At 49.8% G+C, this 19,716-nt stretch carries 17 protein-coding genes; 13 read left to right on the forward strand and 4 right to left on the reverse strand.

What is annotated here, in order from left to right; all coding sequences use genetic code 11:
- Positions 1-65: 65 nt before the first annotated feature.
- The 8 genes from KS4_RS04590 (at position 66) to KS4_RS04625 (ending at position 10,204) form a co-directional block, all read left to right on the forward strand.
- Positions 66-344 (forward strand): DUF503 domain-containing protein, encoded by a 279-nt coding sequence (locus tag KS4_RS04590; protein WP_200761577.1) that lies wholly within the window; start codon positions 66-68, stop codon positions 342-344.
- Between the two features lie 82 nt (positions 345-426).
- The gene (gene rbfA, locus KS4_RS04595) at positions 427-840 is read left to right on the forward strand and encodes a 30S ribosome-binding factor RbfA (RefSeq protein WP_145075259.1); all 414 of its coding nucleotides are present in this window, start codon (positions 427-429) and stop codon (positions 838-840) included.
- Positions 841-903: 63 nt separating this feature from the next.
- Positions 904-1,755: a hypothetical protein gene (locus KS4_RS17500; protein WP_200761578.1), complete on the forward strand. Its 852-nt coding sequence runs from the start codon at positions 904-906 to the stop codon at positions 1,753-1,755.
- Positions 1,756-1,761: 6 nt separating this feature from the next.
- The gene (gene hisG / locus KS4_RS04605) at positions 1,762-2,646 is read left to right on the forward strand and encodes an ATP phosphoribosyltransferase (RefSeq protein WP_145075262.1); all 885 of its coding nucleotides are present in this window, start codon (positions 1,762-1,764) and stop codon (positions 2,644-2,646) included.
- A gap of 44 nt (positions 2,647-2,690) precedes the next feature.
- On the forward strand, positions 2,691-5,900 hold the full coding sequence (locus tag KS4_RS04610; RefSeq protein ID WP_145075266.1) for a tetratricopeptide repeat protein: 3,210 nt from the start codon (positions 2,691-2,693) through the stop codon (positions 5,898-5,900).
- A gap of 304 nt (positions 5,901-6,204) precedes the next feature.
- On the forward strand, positions 6,205-8,805 hold the full coding sequence (gene gyrB / locus KS4_RS04615; RefSeq protein WP_145075269.1) for a DNA topoisomerase (ATP-hydrolyzing) subunit B: 2,601 nt from the start codon (positions 6,205-6,207) through the stop codon (positions 8,803-8,805).
- Between the two features lie 170 nt (positions 8,806-8,975).
- Positions 8,976-9,572 (forward strand): DNA-3-methyladenine glycosylase I, encoded by a 597-nt coding sequence (locus KS4_RS04620; RefSeq protein ID WP_234698853.1) that lies wholly within the window; start codon positions 8,976-8,978, stop codon positions 9,570-9,572.
- A gap of 29 nt (positions 9,573-9,601) precedes the next feature.
- Positions 9,602-10,204, forward strand: coding sequence for a hypothetical protein (locus tag KS4_RS04625; RefSeq protein ID WP_145075272.1), 603 nt, complete (start codon positions 9,602-9,604; stop codon positions 10,202-10,204).
- A 331-nt stretch (positions 10,205-10,535) separates the two neighbouring features.
- Here KS4_RS04625 and rpsI read toward each other — a convergent pair whose 3' ends face one another.
- From rpsI to KS4_RS04640, 3 genes are all read right to left on the reverse strand, one after another.
- On the reverse strand, positions 10,536-11,003 hold the full coding sequence (rpsI, locus tag KS4_RS04630; protein ID WP_145075275.1) for a 30S ribosomal protein S9: 468 nt from the start codon (positions 11,001-11,003) through the stop codon (positions 10,536-10,538).
- Positions 11,004-11,041: 38 nt separating this feature from the next.
- Complete coding sequence (gene rplM / locus KS4_RS04635; protein ID WP_145075277.1) at positions 11,042-11,485, reverse strand: 50S ribosomal protein L13; 444 nt, start codon at positions 11,483-11,485, stop codon at positions 11,042-11,044.
- 442 nt (positions 11,486-11,927) lie between these two features.
- A complete protein-coding gene (locus KS4_RS04640; protein WP_145075280.1) occupies positions 11,928-14,636 on the reverse strand; it encodes a hypothetical protein in 2,709 nt (902 codons plus the stop codon).
- A gap of 244 nt (positions 14,637-14,880) precedes the next feature.
- On the opposite strand from KS4_RS04640, the gene KS4_RS04645 reads away from it, so the two are divergent.
- From KS4_RS04645 to KS4_RS04665, 5 genes are all read left to right on the forward strand, one after another.
- Complete coding sequence (locus KS4_RS04645; RefSeq protein WP_145075283.1) at positions 14,881-15,738, forward strand: ABC transporter ATP-binding protein; 858 nt, start codon at positions 14,881-14,883, stop codon at positions 15,736-15,738.
- A gap of 205 nt (positions 15,739-15,943) precedes the next feature.
- Entirely contained in the window at positions 15,944-16,732 is a 789-nt protein-coding gene (locus tag KS4_RS04650; protein WP_145075286.1) for a hypothetical protein, read from the forward strand.
- Positions 16,733-16,930: 198 nt separating this feature from the next.
- Complete coding sequence (locus tag KS4_RS04655) at positions 16,931-17,587, forward strand: macro domain-containing protein (protein WP_145075289.1); 657 nt, start codon at positions 16,931-16,933, stop codon at positions 17,585-17,587.
- A gap of 177 nt (positions 17,588-17,764) precedes the next feature.
- Positions 17,765-18,220, forward strand: a complete 456-nt coding sequence (locus KS4_RS04660) for a hypothetical protein (RefSeq protein WP_145075292.1) — start codon at positions 17,765-17,767, stop codon at positions 18,218-18,220.
- A gap of 32 nt (positions 18,221-18,252) precedes the next feature.
- Positions 18,253-18,786 carry a hypothetical protein gene (locus KS4_RS04665; protein WP_145075295.1) on the forward strand — a complete coding sequence of 178 codons (534 nt, stop codon included), beginning with the start codon at positions 18,253-18,255 and terminating at the stop codon, positions 18,784-18,786.
- Between the two features lie 195 nt (positions 18,787-18,981).
- Here KS4_RS04665 and KS4_RS04670 read toward each other — a convergent pair whose 3' ends face one another.
- On the reverse strand, positions 18,982-19,452 hold the full coding sequence (locus tag KS4_RS04670; protein WP_145075298.1) for a tRNA (cytidine(34)-2'-O)-methyltransferase: 471 nt from the start codon (positions 19,450-19,452) through the stop codon (positions 18,982-18,984).
- Positions 19,453-19,716 lie beyond the last annotated feature (264 nt).

Consider the following 19,716-nt stretch of genomic DNA (forward strand, 5'->3'; position numbering starts at 1 on the left):
GCTATGAAAGTAGCCCGCGATCTTCTTTATTGACAAATTGGACGTGAGCGAAGATGGTCATCGGCGTGCTTCAAGTTGAACTGGTCGTAGACGGATCGACGTCGCTGAAAGATAAGCGGCGTGTGGTGAAGAGTCTGAAAGATCGTCTTCACCGTGAGCATCAGGTTTCAGTTGCTGAAGTGGGTATGCAGGACAGCATGACAACGGCGGTACTTGGGATCGTGATGGCAGCGAGTGATGTGAAGTATGCGCAGGGTGCTATGGACAAGCTCGTGGACAAAATTATGGCGGGGCGAGGTTACTACGTCCAGGATCATAACCTGGAACTGTTGACAGGGCAGTGAGTAGTGAGGTCGTCGGATTGAGTTTGAACTAATCGTAAGTTAGATAGTTGGACTTGATCAATCAAGGGAAGAAAAGGTATTCATGTCGCACAAGATTGCACAGATTCAGTCAGAGCTGAATAAAGCCATTTCGAAGGTTCTTCAGACGAAGATTTCTGATCCGCGTATTCGTGGGATGATTAGTATCACACGGATGAAGGTGACGAAGGACATGAAGCAGGCATTGGTGCATGTGTCAGTTTTGCCGAAGGAGTATCAGAACCTGACGGTGGACGGTTTGAATCATGCTCGCGTGCATATTCAGCACTTAGTACGGAATGAAGTGGCGCTTCGGATCGTGCCACACTTTGAGTTTCGACTGGATGAGAGCTTGAAAAAGCAGGCAGAGATTTTTACGGCGATCAATGAGGGGATGGAAAAAACTTCTGAAAACGAAGAGGAAAATGGGGTTGAGGACGTGGTTGAACAGGATGAGACAGGGGAACAGGCTGAGTGAGCTCGCGTTGGCAAGCGGCTGATGAGAGGCTCAGATGACAAGGGTTAGATAAGGAATATCAGAGTGAGTGATCAAGCGAAAAAGTTTGAAACGCTGCTGAAGAAGATAAAGAAAAGCTACAAGCCAGAGGAGTTTCCTCCTCGTGATGGCGTGACGCAGTTGATCATTGGTTTCCTGACTTGGGAAACGACACGCGATCAGGCTGAGGACGCGCTGGGGGCATTGATGGAAGTGATGGTCGATGTGAATGAACTTCGCATCACACACGTTTCAGAGCTTGTTGAAATTATTGGTAAAAAATACCCGTTTGCTCAGGAACGTATCATTCGGCTGCGTGAAGCGCTGAATGCTGTGTATAACCTTGAGCACGGTGTGACGATGAAGTCGATCGATGGCAAAGGCAAGAAAGAGCAGAAGGCGTATCTTGATGCGTTGCCTGCCGTGCCAAGCTATGTGAAATCACAGGTCATGCTGTTGTGTTACGGCGGACATGCGATGCCAGTGGATCGACGTTTGGCGTTTTTATTGGAACAAGAGGGGGTAGTCAGCGATGGAGGTGATCTTCCAGCGGTCGAGTCGTTCTTGCTTAAGCAAGTCAAGGCGAGCGACTGTTTGGAGAGCCATCTATATTTGCAGGCATGGGCCGATGACCAGAAGGTTGCCGGCTTGAAGATGAAGAGCACGGTGATTGAGTTGGCGGATAAGCCTCGTGGTTCAGTTAAGAAAACCACGAAAAAGGCTTCGAAATCCCACTCAGAATCAGCAGCTAAGAAGAGCAGCAAGAAGACGACGGCTAAGAAGTCGAGCAGTACCGCGACTAAAAAAACTGCGGCTAAAAAGACCACTGCAAAAAAAACTGCTGCAAAGAAAAGTTCCAGTAAACAAACCAAGAAGAAAACCAGTAAGAAGAAGTAAATAAAGATGAGTGAGAATCAAGACAAGATGTTGAAGATCGGCATCCCCAAGGGGAGTCTTCAAGATGCAACCGTCGATCTGTTTGCACGTGCAGGTTATGGGGTTCGAGTGCCTAGCAGGTCCTATATCCCTGAGATCGACGATGATCAGATCAGCGGCGTTCTGTTCCGTGCTCAAGAGATGAGCCGATATGTAGAAGACGGTGTGGTGGACATGGGAATTACCGGCCACGACTGGGTTATTGAGAATAATTCGGACGTCGTCGAAGTTTGTGAATTGAAGTATTCCAAGGCAACCAGCAAGCCTGCTCGTTGGGTGCTGGCAGTCGCTGAGGAAAGCGGCATCGATAAGGTTGAGGATCTTGAAGGCAAGATCATTGCAACCGAATTACCTGAAACGACCAAACGCTTCTTTGCAGAAAAAGGCGTGAACGCCAAGGTCGAGTTCAGTTGGGGTGCAACTGAAGTGAAGGCACGTCTTGTTGACGGTATCGTCGACGTGACTGAGACCGGCTCTTCACTTCGTGCGAACAAACTAAAAGTGTTGGCAGAACTTTTAAGCTCGACCACACGTCTGATTGCTAACAAGGATGCATGGAATAATCCTTGGAAGCGTCAGAAGATCGAAGATTTGGCATTGCTTCTTCAAGGGGCAATCGCAGCCAAGTCCAAGGTCGGACTGAAAATGAATGTTGAGAAAACGAACCTGGATGCTGTATTGCAATTGCTGCCTTCGGAGCAGTCGCCAACGGTGAACCAGCTTGCAGATAATGCGTGGGTTGCGATCGAAGTGATCGTTGACATTAAGATCGAACGTGAGATCGTTCCACAACTGATGCGAGCCGGTGCAAAAGCGATATTCAGCTATCCGCTGAACAAAGTAATCCCCTGAAGCTTTGAATCGAGCGAAAGGGATTACGCTTGGCAAGGTGACAGATGAATAGACCAAAGACTGGGTTGATTGCAGTATCGGCAATGTTTGGCGTGATCGCTTCTTGTGGGGTACTGCCTGCTGGCGAGGGAACGATTAAGACCCCGGCTGCAACCAAGCCTGAAAAAGCTGAAGTGAGCAGCCCAGAAGCTGCGCAGTCTTATCAGCGGATGGCGAGTAAGTCAGGTGGCCGCGAGGTTACTGTTCCTAACGGTCTTATTGCTGAGCGTATTGCGCCGATCGCATCTTTCGATGAAAAAGCGCAGCTAACAATTGAACAAGTAATCCAACGAGTAGCTCTGCCTAAATACCTGCAGGAATTGCAGGAACAAGGGCAGGGCTATTCTGCTATCCAGACCGATACAGAATCTGATACTAATCAGGTGATAGAATCGGATGAGTCACTGGATGTATATAAACACCTCTGGGAGGGAAGTGAAACACTCACTTGGGCCGAAGACTTGGAGGATGTGGTCACGGTTGAGGTGGGTGACGTTGATGTGCCTGAGAGTGTTAAGAGCGAGCCATCTCTCGAAGCAACGATCGCGTATGAAAAGGGGATGGAAGCATGGTTGAGCCGGGATTATGAAAACGCTCAGAAGTTTTTCCTGCAAGCCTACAAAATTGAACCCGACAATATCCCAATCATTCGTCAGATGGGTTGGGTTAGTATGCTCAATCCTGCCAACCGGGCTAGGGGTGTACGATTTTTTAAGCGCGTGCTTAAGCAGAATCCGGGCGATGTTGAGGCAATGCATTGGGTTGGCTGGTATGAAATGGAAGAGGGGAATTGGGATACCGCAATCGCTTTGCTCGGGCGGGTATATCAGAAATTAAGCAGCGGAGAAGTGAAAGCTGACGGGGCAATGCTGCCGCTGACTCAACACTACCTAGCTTCTGCAATGAGGCGTGGCGGGTATCTCTATGCAGCCAGCGATATGCTTGAAGGATTTCTTGTATCACCCAAGCGGGTGAATGCGAGGACACTGTATGGCCAGAGATTGATGTTTGTGGGCAGGCAGATCGGATTGGTTTGGCTTGCGGCAGGTGATTTACGCAATCAACTCAATGAGCCAGAAGCGGCGCTTGCGATGTATGAGCAGGGGATGCAATACGGCTTACGGCAAAATGAACAACTCAGACTACGACTGGCCTATACAAAGCTTCGGTTAGATGACGAAACAGGCGCACTTAGTCAAATTTCAGGCATATTGCGTCAAAAAAAACCGCAAGCAGATCACCAGCAGATTGTGGATTGGGTCATTGATGCAGGTGTTGAGCGTGATGATTTGATTGCTCGTTTGCTGGAAGTCTACAACGAATCGAATCAACAGGATGACCAGTTAGCAATTGTCATCAGCGAGACCTATCAGGATACCCGAGGCAAGTTATTACTGGTCGAACATCTGAAAAATAACCCAGAAAACGAAGTGGTTTATGAGCATCTTCTGCGGCAATGGGTTTATGTGGATGTCGAAGATAAGTCGAGAAATGTCAGCAAATACGATCATGAGGTACGTGTCCGTGAAGGGCTCAATATCTGTCTGCTTGCGATGGAGGGTGCGCCCAATAAGGCAGGTGAGTATGCACGCATGATGCTTACGTATGTTGGTGATTGGAATCAGGTTGAGCACGTCATTGATGCAATGAGTGAAGAGGATCGTTTACGTGCGGAAGTGCAGGTTATCTACGGCCTCTCAAAAGCTGCAAAGGCAGATATGCCCAGCGCAAGTGTCGCCTTTGAAAATGCTTTCAATAAAGCGCCAGAATTAATGGTCGCTCGCCTCGAATTAACCAAGATGATGCTTGTCATGCGGCGGTACAACCGGGCTACTGAATTACTTGATGGCGCCCCACAATCGAACCGGCATAGTTCTGAAGTTGTTCAATTGCGTGCAAGGATGTTTGAGCAGCAAAGCAAGATGAAGAAGGCGCTGGAGATCTATCAGACCGCGCTTGATTCGGGTAACAACGATGTAGATATCCTGCTCGGCAAAGCTGATATACAAGTGAGGATGGGACTTGTAAAACCTTGTGAACAAACCTTACTTGATGCTGTAAGTGCTCATCCTAAATCAGAGAAACTCTATGCCGCGGTGTTCAAACTCTACGAGCAACGTGCACTTGAGTTGGGTGATATGAAATCGCGATATCAACGGATTCTCACGCGTTTGATGAGCTCTCTGCCTAATAGTCGATTAGCTCGTATGAAGCGTGGTGAAATTGCTGGGGCGCAGGGCGATATCAAAACAGGTGAACGGCTTCTTCGTGAATTACTTGCAGATTATCCGCAAGATATCGAGGTGATGGGTAGGCTTATTCAGGTTTACATGCGCGATAATCAAGTCGAAAACGCCACGGCATTTATCGAGCAGCAAGCCGTGATTTATGCGGCAAATCCAGCAGTTCTCAAGCTGGCCGCAGATTACTTCAAATCGATCAAGAACATGGAGAAGGTATTTGTTTATACCGAGAAGATGATCCGTTTGGAGCCAACCAATCACGCGCGTGATCTGCAATTGGCTTCACTCTATGTAGCATGGAAAAAAGATCTTGAGGCCGCTGCAATACTAGGTCGCATGATTGCAGATCCATCACTTGAACAGCCGCATGTGATCGCAGGCATGCTTTGGTCCGCTCTGCACCGTGTTGATATGGAAGGGCAGGGCGATGATGAAATGAAGGCCGCGATTGTGCGTTTCCCCAAGCAGGCAGCCGACATCGCATTCCAGTGGTCGTTGCTTGTTGATAGTGTTGGCAACGAAGGCAAATCAGAGCAGCTGATGCTTGAAGTGCTCAAGATCAATCCGGATCATGGGCCTGTCAATAACCAATTGGGGTATCGTTGGGTGATGCGGGGCGAGAACCTCGAAGAAGCCAAATCGATGATCGAGCGAGCTCTGAAAGTTGAGCCAGAAAATGGCGCATATATGGACTCGCTAGGTTGGGCTTACTACAAGCTTGAGCAGTATGAAGATGCGGTCGTTTGGCTTGAGAAGGCAACACAGAGTACCGATGGCGAGTATCCGGTGATTCAAAGTCATTTGGGTGACGCGTATTGGGAGCTTGGCCGCAAGGGTGACGCTGTGCGAGTGTGGGAGAAGGCCCGTCTCAAGCTTGAAAACGAAGCTGGCAAATATCGTCCGGAGCTTGATCCGGAATTGAATGGCTTGCAGGATATGCTCGGTCAGAAGATCCTAAAAGCGGGTGAATAACAGACGGATCAGGTAAGAATGCCAGCAGGAGAAGTGCCGTTAAGACAGGCATTTTCGGGTGAAATGACAGGGTTTTGGACGGGGTGTAGCCGATACCCAATTTAACCCCATTTTGATAGATCTAAGTAGCTTATTCATATAGACTTAAGTTAAGGCTCTTTGTGTTGGCTAGGTGGGGCTGTATGTGGTAAAATTAGGTTCTTGATAACTTGCGAGATGGCAGCATTGGACGAGGTTGGCCGCGTGCGGTTTCGGGGAGGTTTACAAGCTGGCATCACCATAACACAGACAGGAACGCAGGCACATGACTGAAGGTGCTGAGAACCAGAACGCCACCCCTCAGGGCGACGCAGAAATACAGAAGCAAAACGTCTACGGCGAAGAGCAGATTAAGGTCCTTGAAGGCCTTGAAGCTGTCCGTAAACGCCCCGGTATGTACATCGGTGACACCACCGCGCGTGGTCTGCATCACCTCGTCTATGAAATTGTCGACAACTCGATCGATGAGCACATGGCAGGTCGTTGTGACAACATCCAAGTCAAAATCAACGCAGACAACTCGATCACCGTCATCGACGATGGTTCTGGTATCCCTGTTGGCCCATTCAAAGGCAACAACCCGCAGCATCAGGGCCGTCCCACCGTTGAGATTATCCTCACGGTTCTTCACGCCGGCGGTAAGTTCGAAAACGATGCCTATAAAGTTTCCGGCGGTCTTCACGGCGTCGGCGCTTCTGTTGTCAACGCACTCAGTGAATGGATGGAAGTTGAAGTCGCGCGTGATGGCAATCTAAATGCGATGAGCTTTGAACGTGGTCACGTTTCTGAAGAACTCCACGTCATCGGCGAACGCTCAAAGACTGGCACGAAAATTTCTTTCAAGCCTGACAACGAAATATTTCCGGAAATTGAGTATCGCTTTGAAACACTCAGTGCCCGTCTCAAAGAACTCGCTTACCTCAACCCCGGCCTCAATATCATCATCGAAGATGAACGAGGTGATGGCAGACGTGTTGAGTACTGCTTTCCAGATGGCATCGCTTCTTTTGTGACCGCACTCAACGAGGGCAAAGAGCCGCTACACGACCCCATTTACTTCAGAGCCGAAGATGAACCGCAAGGCCTCGTCTGTGAAGTCTCGATGCAGTACAACGACTCATACAATGAGCAGCTGCTGACCTTCGCAAACAACATTAATACCATTGAAGGCGGCACACACCTCTCCGGCTTCAAAGTCGCACTTACGCGTACCCTCAACAATTACGCACGAAGCAATAATCTGCTTAAAGGCGGTGTCGTTCCTTCTGGTGACGACCTTCGTGAAGGTCTGTGTGCTGTCATCTCCGTCAAGGTCAGCGAGCCTCAATTCGAAGGCCAAACTAAGACCAAGCTCGGCAACGCAGAAGTCGAATCATTCGTCAATACAAGTGTTGGCCAAGCCATCGGCACATGGTGTGAAGAAAACCCTTCAAACGCAAAAAAAATCTGCATGAAGGCAGCCGGTGCCGCACAAGCGCGTGAAGCAGCCCGCAAAGCCCGTGACCTCACACGTCGTAAAGGCGCACTCGATGCAGGCGGCCTTCCCGGTAAACTTTACGACTGCACAAGCAAAGAAGTTAAAGACTCTGAAATCTACCTCGTCGAAGGTGACTCCGCTGGCGGCAGTGCCAAAGGTGGACGCGATCACAGAACGCAGGCCATCCTTCCACTTAAGGGTAAGATCCTCAATGTCGAAAAAGCTCGCCTCGATAAAATCCTTGGCTTCGAAGAAATTCGTACCATTATCCAAGCCCTTAAGTGTGGCATTGGTGCTGATGATTTTAGCCTCGATTCGTTGCGTTATGGCAAGATTATCATCATGACCGACGCCGACGTCGACGGCTCCCACATCCGCACACTTTTGCTTACCTTCTTCTTCCGTCAGATGCCAGACCTTATCCGAGGTGGCCACATCTACATCGCACAGCCTCCCCTCTATCAAGTAAGTCGTGGCAAGAAGAGCGAGTATGTCCTCAATGAAAAGCGCATGCACAAAGTCCTCGGCCAGCTCGGTACAGGTGAGTCGCAATTAGCAATCTATTCGCAAGATAGGTCAGAGCTCAAACGTATTCAGCCCGCTGAATTTAAACAGGTTTTTCATGCGGTTGAACAAGTTAGTGATTTCGTGTCCATCATTGAGCGTCGCGGCCTAACACTAAGAGAATTGGCTTCCTTACGCGGTGACGATCCTAAGAGCGAAAACCGTATGCCTCGCATCCACCTCAACGTCCCCATCTCGGATGCTGCGGGTGATCTGGCAGGGGATTACTTCTTCTGGAACGAACAACAGGAAGAAGATTTCAAACAGAAGCACGGACTCCACGCTGAGGATCCCGAATTCGATCAAGTCATCGGCGAAGATGGCAGCGAAGAAGCTCAAGCCGCTAGGCCGAAAAAAATTAAAAGCAAACGAAAAGAGCTTCATGAAGTCAAAGACATCGAGCGTTTGCTTCGTAAGCTTCATGATCTTGCAGATGGCCACATCGTGCTTGATGACTGGTTCGTTAAGCGTGAGCAAGCCGTGACCGGCGAAGAAGTGCCCGCCAAATTTGATATCGTAACCATCGATAACAAAGGTGTTGAACACAACCGTTCAGCTGTTAATCTCAGCGAGATCATCTCAGGCGTTCTCGAAACCGGTAAACACGGCATGGAAATTAAACGCTTCAAAGGTCTAGGCGAAATGGATGCAGATCAACTCTGGGACACAACAATGAACCCAGAAAACCGTGTGCTTCTCCGTGTTACTTGGGATTCAGCCAGCGAAGCTGAAAAGCTCTTCAGTGTCCTCATGGGTGAAGATGTAGAACCTCGCCGTAAGTACATCGAAGACCATGCACTGGAAGTCAAGAATCTGGATGTCTAATTTACAACGATAAATTATCTAAAACCCCATGTTTTCATGGGGTTTTTTTTATTGCGCACGGATAATTCATAGTTTGAGATTGCAGAATTATACTGAAAAATGTATGGTATGTGTTAGGTATTCGAAAACCAATTTTCTGGTGACGATATGATGATCACAAGGAGCTAGCATTGGCTAAATCTAAATCTTCCACGATTAAGCGTTGTGAGTGGTGTTCCAATGATGAACTGTATCAAGCGTACCATGACCATGAGTGGGGTGTCCCAGTTCACGATGATCGTTTGCTCTTTGAGTTTCTGATTCTTGAAGGTGCACAAGCAGGCCTTTCATGGATAACGATCCTGAAAAAACGTGAGCACTACAAGAAAGTTTTCGCCGATTTTGATCCCGTAAAGGTTGCTCGTTTCACTGAAACCAAAATCGAAAAGCTACTCCAAGACCCCGGCATTGTGCGTAATCGACTCAAAGTCAATGCGGCCGTCACCAACGCAAAGGCTTTTCTCAAAGTTCAGAAAGAATTCGGTTCATTCGATAAATACATCTGGTCCTTCGTCGATCAAAAGCCCATCCAAAACACGTTTAAAACACTTAAAGAGATACCAGCTAAAACCGACATTTCAGATCAAATGTCCAAGGATCTAAAAAAGCGAGGATTTAAGTTTATTGGCTCGACGATATGCTATGCTCTAATGCAAGCTATCGGCATGGTCAATGATCATACCACCGACTGCCATCGTTATAAGCCGATTAAGAAATTATCCCATTAAGCGAACGCTTAATCATTTCGGGAGTCGTCATGAGTGAATTGAAAAAGAAACCTAGCAAATTGTGGTACTTGCTTGCGGTGATCTGTTTAGTGTTTTCATTACTCATCATGATCAGTGCAGGTGTCGTTGGCTATCGCGGCATCGTCTCGTTCGTATCTCCCGATCTGCAGCGCGTCATCATCCCCGGCAGCGAAACGCTTTCATTTAAAGAGCCCGGCAGGAAAACCATTTTTTATGAATACACCAGCCAAGTAAAAGGTCGTGTGTTTAGTTCACGCAACCAATCTCCCGAGATGACCATTACCGTTACAGATTTGCAATCGCAGAGCATCATCCCTGTCGTTGATCCCAAAGGTAGCACGACATATAACCTGCCTTCACGCAGCGGCTATAGCATCGCTTCTTTTAATGTTGTAAATCCAAACGCCAAATACAACATCAATGTCACATATCCAGATAACGTGCAGAATCAATCTTCTGTTGTCTTGGCTATCGGAAAGTTGCCAGTGCTACCATTCGTTCTCGCGCTGCTCAGCATCATCTTTGGCGGCATACTCGGATTTGGATTAGCCATTGCCGGGACCGTGATTATTATCATCACGATCGTACGAGCCAAACAGGCTTCAGCCTAAACCGCTCAATAAAAAAGCTGAGCAAACACAGGCGTGCCGCTCAGCTCCGGTTTATGGGGAGGGAATTGGTTCGTTCATACCAGCATCAATCTTCATCGTGCTAGCAGTGACAAAAGCGTTGCTCTGATTGCCTTGTCATGTGCCCTCTGTTCACATAACCACAGTTCTCATTGTTTTATTTCAGGCTTTTTCACCCGCCGTGATGCCGACTGTTCTGGTTGCAGCATTCGCAATCGTATTACATAAAAAAAAGCCCACGAGAATCTCGTAGGCTTTGTAATACCAAATTTTGGGTGGAAGCTGTCCAGCTTTCGTGCAGAATCCAAGGGGATTAACGCTTGGAGAACTGGAATCGACGACGTGCACCACGTTGACCGTATTTCTTACGTTCAACCTTACGTGGGTCACGAGTCAAGTAGTTCAGATCACGCAATGCCTGCTCTAGAGCAGGGTCGTAACCTTTCAATGCACGGGCAACACCAAGTAGGATCGCTCCGGACTGGCCGGTGATACCACCGCCACCAACATTGACGAATATGTCCAGTTGGCCAAGAGTCTTGGTTGCGTCCAAAGCCTTGCGGCAATCTTCGCGGTGTTGTGGCTCGGAGAAGTAGTCATCGACTTCACGGTTGTTCACAAGGAACTTGCCTTCGCCTGGGCGAACGCGTACACGTGCGACTGAACTCTTACGGCGGCCTGTGCCCCATACGAATCCACCCTTGTCACGCTTTGCCGGCTCTGCGAGTGGGCGAGCGATTTCAACTGCTTCTGCTTCTGCGTTGATCTTTATTTCTTCCATAATGCTTCAGTCTCTACTGATCGATGGATTAGCCGCGATTAGGCGGATTTTAGTTCGTGCACTGTTGGCTGTTGAGCCTGATGTGGATGTTCTTCACCAGCATATACCTTCAACTTGCTCAGCATCTTAGTAGCGAGCTTGTTCTTAGGCAGCATGCGGCGAACTGCAAGCTTAATCAACAATTCTGGCTTCTTCTCTACCAACTCACGGTATGAGTAGAGTTTACGACCAGATGGATGACCCGAGTAAGTTTCGTAAAACTTCTGGTCAAACTTGTTGCCTGTCAGCTTGATCTTGGCAGCATTGGTAATCACAACAAAATCACCCACATCATGGTGTGGTGTGTAAGTTGGCTTGTTCTTACCCATCAGGATTACAGCAATCTCGGTAGCCATGCGACCCAGAACCTTGTCTGAGGCGTCAACCAGCAGCCAATCCTGCTTTACTTCATTATTTTTTGCGAGATAAGTCTGGCGATTCATCGTCTTAAATCCGTAATTAGTACCCCATATAGACGCGAATCGTCTATGGAAGGATTGTGAACGGAATAGTTTAGTGAGCACACCCGTCCTGTCAACCGACGCGCTCGGAACCATCTTCCGATCCTCAGCTACCAGGTCGGCATGAATTGGGTTCCATATTCTAGCGTAACCCGCCCTTCGATGCGAACTCACGCACTCCATCTGTTATTTTGCTCAGGCTTCATCCCCATATTCAGCCCAGCAGCTCTTGTTTTTAGTGGAAAACTACCCGTATTGCCCTACAAATCCACTTTTTTATCCCCCACACATTCCCCATTCTCATCACTTCATCTGCCTACCCACACCCTCTCCACCAGCTATACCCATACCCATCTCAATAAAAAAGAGCCCGTTAAGGGCTCTTGTGTTATTCATTATAGATTGTGGATTTCCTTCACCTCACTCATCCACCTCGGCTGAGCGGTGACCATGTCTCCGGTTTGTCGAGCATCTGAAGCTCCGGTGCCGCGTTAGACTCGAATATCCCCTTCGTCTTTGTCAGCCAGATCTTCATCAAGATGAACAGCACCAACCCAGCTCCCAGCATTCCACCCATAATCATCCCCGCCAGTCGCAGCGATTCATCTTTCACTGGCTCACTTCGCAGCGCCGCCGCGTCCGTAATCTCAGTCGAATCCGTCCTATTGAGAATCTGATCCTGAGCTAGCTGATACGCCATAAACGCTCGCGTCATCGCTTTCAGCAGCGGAACCGCACGATCCTTATCTGTCGTCTGGTATGACAACTTCATCATCGGCGCTGTGCCGCTTACTTTCAAACCTTCACCCAAGACTTCTTTAAGATTCGCCACATTGTATGACTTGATATTCATCTGTTGCAGCTGAGCCACCGCTTCCTTCAGCACAGGATCGCTCATCAGTACCTTACGCTGTTGCGGCAGCCATCCCTGATCTTTAATCGTATTATTCCCACTCACCGGCAAATCATCTGCCTTCGCCGTCGTCACACGCATGGGATCAAACGTTAGTCCCGCTGTGGCCTCATACGTCGGCTTTTCCAGCCTCATCGCCGCAGCATACGAAAACAGCGCCGAACCGATCACTGCAAAGATCAGCAGTAACACCTGCGTTGTCGCTTTCGCTGTCGCCCAGCGTTTGACCATCTCCGTCTCAGATTGCTCCAGAAACTTCTTCACATCCATCAGCATCTGACGTTCTTTCTCAACGCCCAACTGCTGCGCATTGGTTGATTCAACATTCACTTCCACCTGACGCAACTCAAAATCGCGTTTCTTCAGTAGCCGCTTCAATGTCTTCAGCCGCTCCATGCGCCGGTGCATGTGCTTCAGCTCCATGCCATCAATCTGTCCGTCCGCCCCGTTGCTTTCACCTCGCGCTTCAAGTTCTGCTTCTTTCTCTTTAAGCTTCGCTTTTTCTTGTTCCAGTTGTTCCTTGCCCTGAGCCAGAATCTGCTTGAATGATTTCTGTTTTTCTTCAAGCTGCTCACGTTTGCGCTCAAACTCAGCCGCCTGCTGCTTGTATAACTCCAACTCCTCGGTCAGTTGATGATTCTGCTCTTCAAGTTGATCCGAACGCTGCTGCAATTCTTCAACAAACTCACCTTCATGTGCCGCCGCGGATGATAACTGCTCTCGCTTCGCCTTCAGTTCACTTTCCATGACCTCAAGCGCAGCTTCCCGTTCGCCCAATGCATGCTCGCGTGTTTCAATTTCGCTCAGCAACTTATCTGCGTCAGCCGTCTGGCCTTCAAGCGCGTCCGACTGTGTATGCAGTAAATCTTCAAGTTCTGTCAGTCGGCCGCGTCCTGTTTCAAGCTCATTTCTGAGCTTCTCATTCTCTGTCCCCATCGCATCCAACTCGCCGCGCAGAATTTCAAATTGCTCAGATCCTTCTTCAGAATCCGCCAGATTCGCCGCCTGCTCTGCAAGTTTGTGGCGTGTCTGATCAAGCTGCTGCTCCTGCGCTTTCAGCGCATCTTCTCGCATCTGCAACTCAAATTTGTGCTTCTCAAATTCTTTTTTCTGCCCAACAACTGCTTCGCGTTCCGCATCAACCTCGCCGCGCACAGCTTCAGCTTCTTCTCGCATCTGTGCAATCGCGACCTGTTCTTGTTCCACTGCCTCACGAGACTGCCGCACTTCTTCGTGCTGCTCTTCAATCAGTTTGGCATGAACATCTTTTTGCGAATCAAACTCACTATATTGCTGCTCAAAATCTGCTTCACGTTTCGTGAGTTTCTCACGATCATCATCAACTAGTTTTTGCAGGTGATTCAGATCTTCACGAGTCTGCTCAATCTCATCCAGCACAGCCGTAAACTTCTCACGATCCTGTTCGAATGCACCGCGTTCTTCTTCTAACTTACGCTTAGATCCGCTGTGTGATTGCTCATCTCGATCAATCGCCTCTCGCCGTTGGCTGATATCAGCCTCAAGATCCTGCAGTGATTGCTCACTGTCTCGGAATTCTGCCCAGCAATGGTCCAGTTTTTGGCGGTCGTCCTCATAAGCTTGTTTCGCTTCCGCAAGCTTCACACGCGCTTCTTCTAATGCTTCGTTTTCTTTCGTATACCCCGCCACTTTTTCCTTCAGATCCCCGCGATCCTTTGCCAACTCCCCCTTCAATCCCTCAAGTTCATTCTTCCACAGATCCAAACGATCCCGCTGTTCATTCAGCTTTTGCTGCGCTGATTCAACTTCACCAATCCGCCCCTGTAGATCTTCTTCACGCGCAGATTGTTCCTCTTGCCTTCCGCGAAGTTCTTCCCATTGGCCTTTTAATTCAACTTTCTGCTTGTCCGCATCTTGCTGCAATTGTTCAACAAGCTGATGCCGCTCCTCCAGCAGCGCCTGCTCCTGATCGTGCAGCTTCACCTTTTCATCATGCTGACGTTCGCGTTCCTCAAGCTCCGCCCGTCGCGCACCAAGCTCCTCGGTCAGCCCTTCCAGCTTATTCCGATCGTCCTCAATGCGCGCAGCTTCACTCTCCAGCCGCTCCTTGCTCGACTCCTGATCCTGCTGCCAACTCTTCAGCTGCTGCAGCTTCGACTCAAGATCACCAAGCAATCCCAGCACCTCACCAGAACCCGGCGAGTCAATCTGTTTCGTTTCGTTAATTTTCTCTTCTTTCATAGGGCGTCTCGCATCCGAATCGTCACATATCCTCCAGATCGACCAGATCCACCCCCGAGATAAGGGCTAACCATGTAAAATCACACACCTGTTTTCCACCCTTCCCCAATCACCGCTCAGCACCACCCCGACTCTCATCTTTCGCCCTCACAATCCGCCCCTAGCATCCCCCCATTCACCCATAATTGATACAATCAGCCGATAATCTTCCTGTTCCTTTATCCGCACCGCACGCAAAAAAAAGATGACCGACGCCACCTCCATATCCCAGCCCGACGCCTCAGACGTCTTCCTTGACGTTAAGAATGTCTCCTTCGCTTATCCGCCTTCTCCACCAAACCCGCACGTCCTCACCGACATCTCTCTCCAACTCCATCCCGGCCGCATCACCGCCCTCATCGGCCCCAACGCCGCCGGCAAATCCACCCTCGTCAAGCTCATGCTCGGCCAACTCGCACCCACCACAGGCTCAATCCTCCTTCCACCACTCGGTTACAACACAACCGTCTCCTCACTACCCCCCATCCAACGTGCCAAGCACATCTGCTATGTTCCTCAACGCCCCACGCTCTCCTTTGCCTACACCGTTCGCCAAGTCGTCGAAATGGGGCGCTTCGCCCTCGGCCAATCCCCCCAAGCCGTCGATTGGGCACTCGAACGCTGCGATCTCCACCCACAAGCCAACAAAATCTTCTCCCAGCTCTCAGGCGGACAGCAGCAACGCGTCACCATCGCCCGCGCCCTCGCCCAAAGCTATACCGATCCCGAAATCGAAAAAACCGCCACTCAGCCTTCTCAAAACCTAAAAATATTCCTACTCGATGAGCCCGGCTCCAACCTCGACCTTTGGCACATCCAGCAAATGATGGCCGTCCTTCGTCAACGCGCCGACGCAGGCTTCGCCGTCCTCGTCGTCCTCCACGACATCAACCTCGCCGCCAGGCACGCCGACGACGTTCTCCTCCTCAATCAAGGCGCACTCGCTGCCGCAGGCCCTTGGCAAACCGTCCTCAATCCACAAATCCTTCAATCAGTCTACCGCGTTAAAATCCAACAACTCGCCATCCCCCACTCCAATCGCCCCTACTTCCTCATCGACTAACCCCCCCTGTTCATATCACCACACTTCCAACTCCGCCCTTGACCCAACGCGCAAAAAAACGTCTTATCTCTATCAATCTCGCTCCAGACCCTAGACCCATTTCTTCACTCCCGCATATCCCAATCCCATTCTTCCCACATTTGTGAGCGCCTTTTCATTCTTCCCCTGTTAGAATGCCTACAACTGGCAACCAACAGGAAACCTCATGATGATCCCACTAATCCCAAACATCCTCGCACAAAACCAGCCCAGCGGTGGCAGCGGCCAACTCATTTTCTGGATTATCATGCTCGTCATCATCTTTGGCTCGACGATCGCAAACGCCGTCAAAGAATATCTCAAATCTCAAAAAGCAAAGTCCAACCGCAATTCGCCTCAGCAAAGCAATCAACGTCAACAGGAAATGCAAGCCCGTTCAGGTAACCGTTCTTTCGACACCGAGCCCGCTAATCTCTCCATGGCTGAACGCATCGCCCGCGCCCGAGCCAAAGCCGAGTACGAAAAGAAACAGAAATCTCTCAATCAACGCCCACCCATCACACAGTCCTCACCAACGCCAACACAACAACCCGACTCCGACGTAACAGCTAGGCGGCAAGCCGCCGAACAAGCACGCATCCGGCAGCAGCGCGAACAAAAGCGCATGGCCGCAGAGCGTCAACGCCAACGCGAAAACGAACGCCGTCAACGTATCCGTCTCGAACAGCAAAAACGCGCCGAAGCAGCTCGGGCACATCGGCATCACGAACACAAAGATCCACCCCCTCAAACCGCTTCCTCTCCTCCTTCGCCACAATCCGAACAAACTCAGCAAGCAGAATCGTCACAATATCAGCGTCCATCTAGACGTGTCGCCTCATCACTCAATACAGCCAGTGATTTGGATTTCGACAAACTCACCACCAACGATCTCCGCACCGCCTTAATCCTCAAAGAAGTCCTCGACAAGCCCGTTGCCCTCCGTTCACCCGACGACAGCAACACCTTGTTTTAATAGACTGATTGCAGATCTCCAAGCAGGCAATCCAGCCTCTCCGTAACCAAGCTTTCACGTATTTTAAAACGTCCTTCAAGCCCACGACCGCCGGTCGTGGGGTGTTCTGCAATCCAACGATCAATGGCTGGCAAACTTTCGTTATCAACCAATAACCCAAAGTGTGAGTATTTTCTCAAAGCGCACTAAAATATACGCATGAGCGATATCCCCCTCCCGCAATCCGAAAACGATCCTGTCCTCTCGCGCATCGAGGTTCTCGTTGCCGACATCACCACGCTCAATGTTGATGTGATTGTCAATGCCGCCAACGAATCTCTCCTAGGCGGGTCAGGTGTCGACGGCGCCATTCACAACGCCGCCGGCCCAGAGCTACTCGAGCACAACAAAACGCTCGACGGCTGCAAAACCGGGCTCGCCGTCATCACTCCCTCGTTCAACCTCGCTTCTCGCAGTATCAAGCACATCATCCACACCGTCGGCCCCATCTGGCGTGAAGTGACTGACAACCCTCTTCCAGGTCAGCCCAACGTCAACGCCAAGATCGGTTACACCCTCGAGGACACACTCCTCGCAAGCTGCTACATGCAGGCTCTCACACTCACGACTAATCATAAGTTAGAGACGATCGCGTTTCCCTCGATAGCCACCGGTGTCTACAACTTCCCCAAACCTCGCGCCGCCAAGATCGCCTTCGGCCACATCTTCGGCTACCTCTCAAACTACGCACCTAACCCTGAGACAGACTTCCCCAAAAAAGTTACCATCTGCTGCTTCTCTCAAGCCGATGCGGATCTCTACATCCAAACTATCGCTACCAAAGATGACTGGATGTTCAATCGAGGCCGCATCTAACTAACATCAGCACCACCTCAAGCCCCGTCCGTTGGTGCGGGGGTGTTATCCCATATAAAAGTAAATACCTGCAACCACACAAACACCTCGCTTGCGTCTTATCTAGCACTAGAACTTATAACTAGCACTATTCCACCCATTGACAATGCCCCCCACATCGCTCACACTGAACCCATCATGCGTGCCCCAAAACATATCCTGACTATCTTAATACTCAGCCTGCTCTTGACTGCATGCAATCTCGGCCCGTCCATTAAAGTTAAATCCGACATTGGCTCGCTTAAAACCGTCACACTTTCCGGCTCACTCACCTTACGGCCTGAACTCAAACAAATACTTCACGAAGAAGATTGGACCATCCAACGTTTCGGCCGCATCGAAGACACCACCGGCCAAATCGATGACTACCCCAGCATCGATCCCGCCAACCAACTCCCTACGTATCATTATCTGGACATTGCCGCGTACGAAACCAAAACTTCCGACAATCCCCAGTTATCAATCTACCGCATCCATATCCGCATGTTCGGCGCAGACCCCAATCGTGATATATTCGAAATAAAGGGTATCGCAAACAAAAATCAAATCCTCGAGAACTTCAGATCTCTCGTCAGCGGTCGATATACTAAATAGGGCGGTCCAGCTCTTACGACCAAGGTGGGATCATGCAACATCTGAAAGCAGTTCTTCAGACCTCCATCGTTATCACTGTTATACTCACAGCAGCCGGCTGCTCCCTCTTCCGCAGCGATGCTGTCGATGACATGATCATCGGCTCTGCGCCATCCAACCCCTCAGCCATCGACTATTACAATGTCTACGAACCCTACAACGATGCAGCCTCCGGCCTCAAAGGCACTTGGTATATGCATAACTCATCAGGTGGCTGGGACCTCATCCTCTACGAAAACGGCTTCTACTCGCTCCAAAAGCTCGTAGGCTACGGCATGGACGACTCGGAAGTCGGCACATTCAAACTCAAAAACAACATCCTCTATCTCTCATCTAACGGCCAGTTAGATGAAACCCGTCGCCGTCAATGGGCACCTCGTAAACTCATCGTCATGCAGAACGAAACCAACACAATCCTCGTACCTAAACGCTACGAGACCCAATTCCGCAAGTACGGCTCATCCCGCTATGTCTGCTTCAACCGTCGCGCGATCGGCGAAACCGTCGATTTTGTACCCGAAGATTAATTCGACTGAACAAACAAAAAAACAAAACCTCGCAGCCATATGCCGCGAGGTTTTTTTATGTCAGCATCTGTCAAATACGACACCTCCCCCCTCCACTCAAGCCTGCCACCGCCGGTGGCAGGGTGTTTGAAATAGTCACGCACATCATCTGTACAGGTGTCTAACCACCAGTTATCCGTACCCTTAATCCAACCACTACTCAAGAATATGTTTGTCCAATAATCCCGCTTTCAAGGAAGCTTGCGTTAAAACGATCGCAGCCGTGTTTGATAAATTGTAAGAACGCACTGGCCCAGGGATCGGCACATAAATACACGTCTTCGCATACTTCTCTCGCCAGCTTTCTGGCAGCCCCGTGTTTTCATTCCCAAAAATCAAAACATCCCCATCCTGATACGCCGGCCCATCAAACCGCATCTCGCCAAACTTCGTAACTAAATATGGTTGCCGATCACCGAGCCATTCCAAGAACGCGTCATCATCCTCATGCAATGTGATGGTTAGATCATCCCAATAATCCAACCCAGCACGTTTTGCATTGGTGTCGGTGATTTCGAACTTGGTTGGGCCGATGATGTGCAGATGGGCATTCATGCCCACGCATTGGCGGGCAATGTTACCGGTGTTTGGCGGGATCGCAGGCTGATAGAGAGCAACATGAATCATGTCCAAATCTTAGAACCACGTAGCAGATCTGCAAGGCGGGCTTTGCTTAGGTCGATGTCATCACCTTCGTGCAGTGACAGCATGACCCAGTATCCGGGTGGCGCACAAAGGCAAAAATCCTGTACAACGGTTGCGCGTTGAGGAGGGGTTTAAAAGCCGAATATGCGGTTCTGGGAATCGTTGTTTGGCGCACAAAACCGTTGAATTTCCGGAGCAACAATAGAGCAAGTGATTGTTTGGTCAGAGCTTACGATGTGGGAATGG

The organism is Poriferisphaera corsica (assembly GCF_007747445.1).
Classification (GTDB): domain Bacteria; phylum Planctomycetota; class Phycisphaerae; order Phycisphaerales; family Phycisphaeraceae; genus Poriferisphaera; species Poriferisphaera corsica.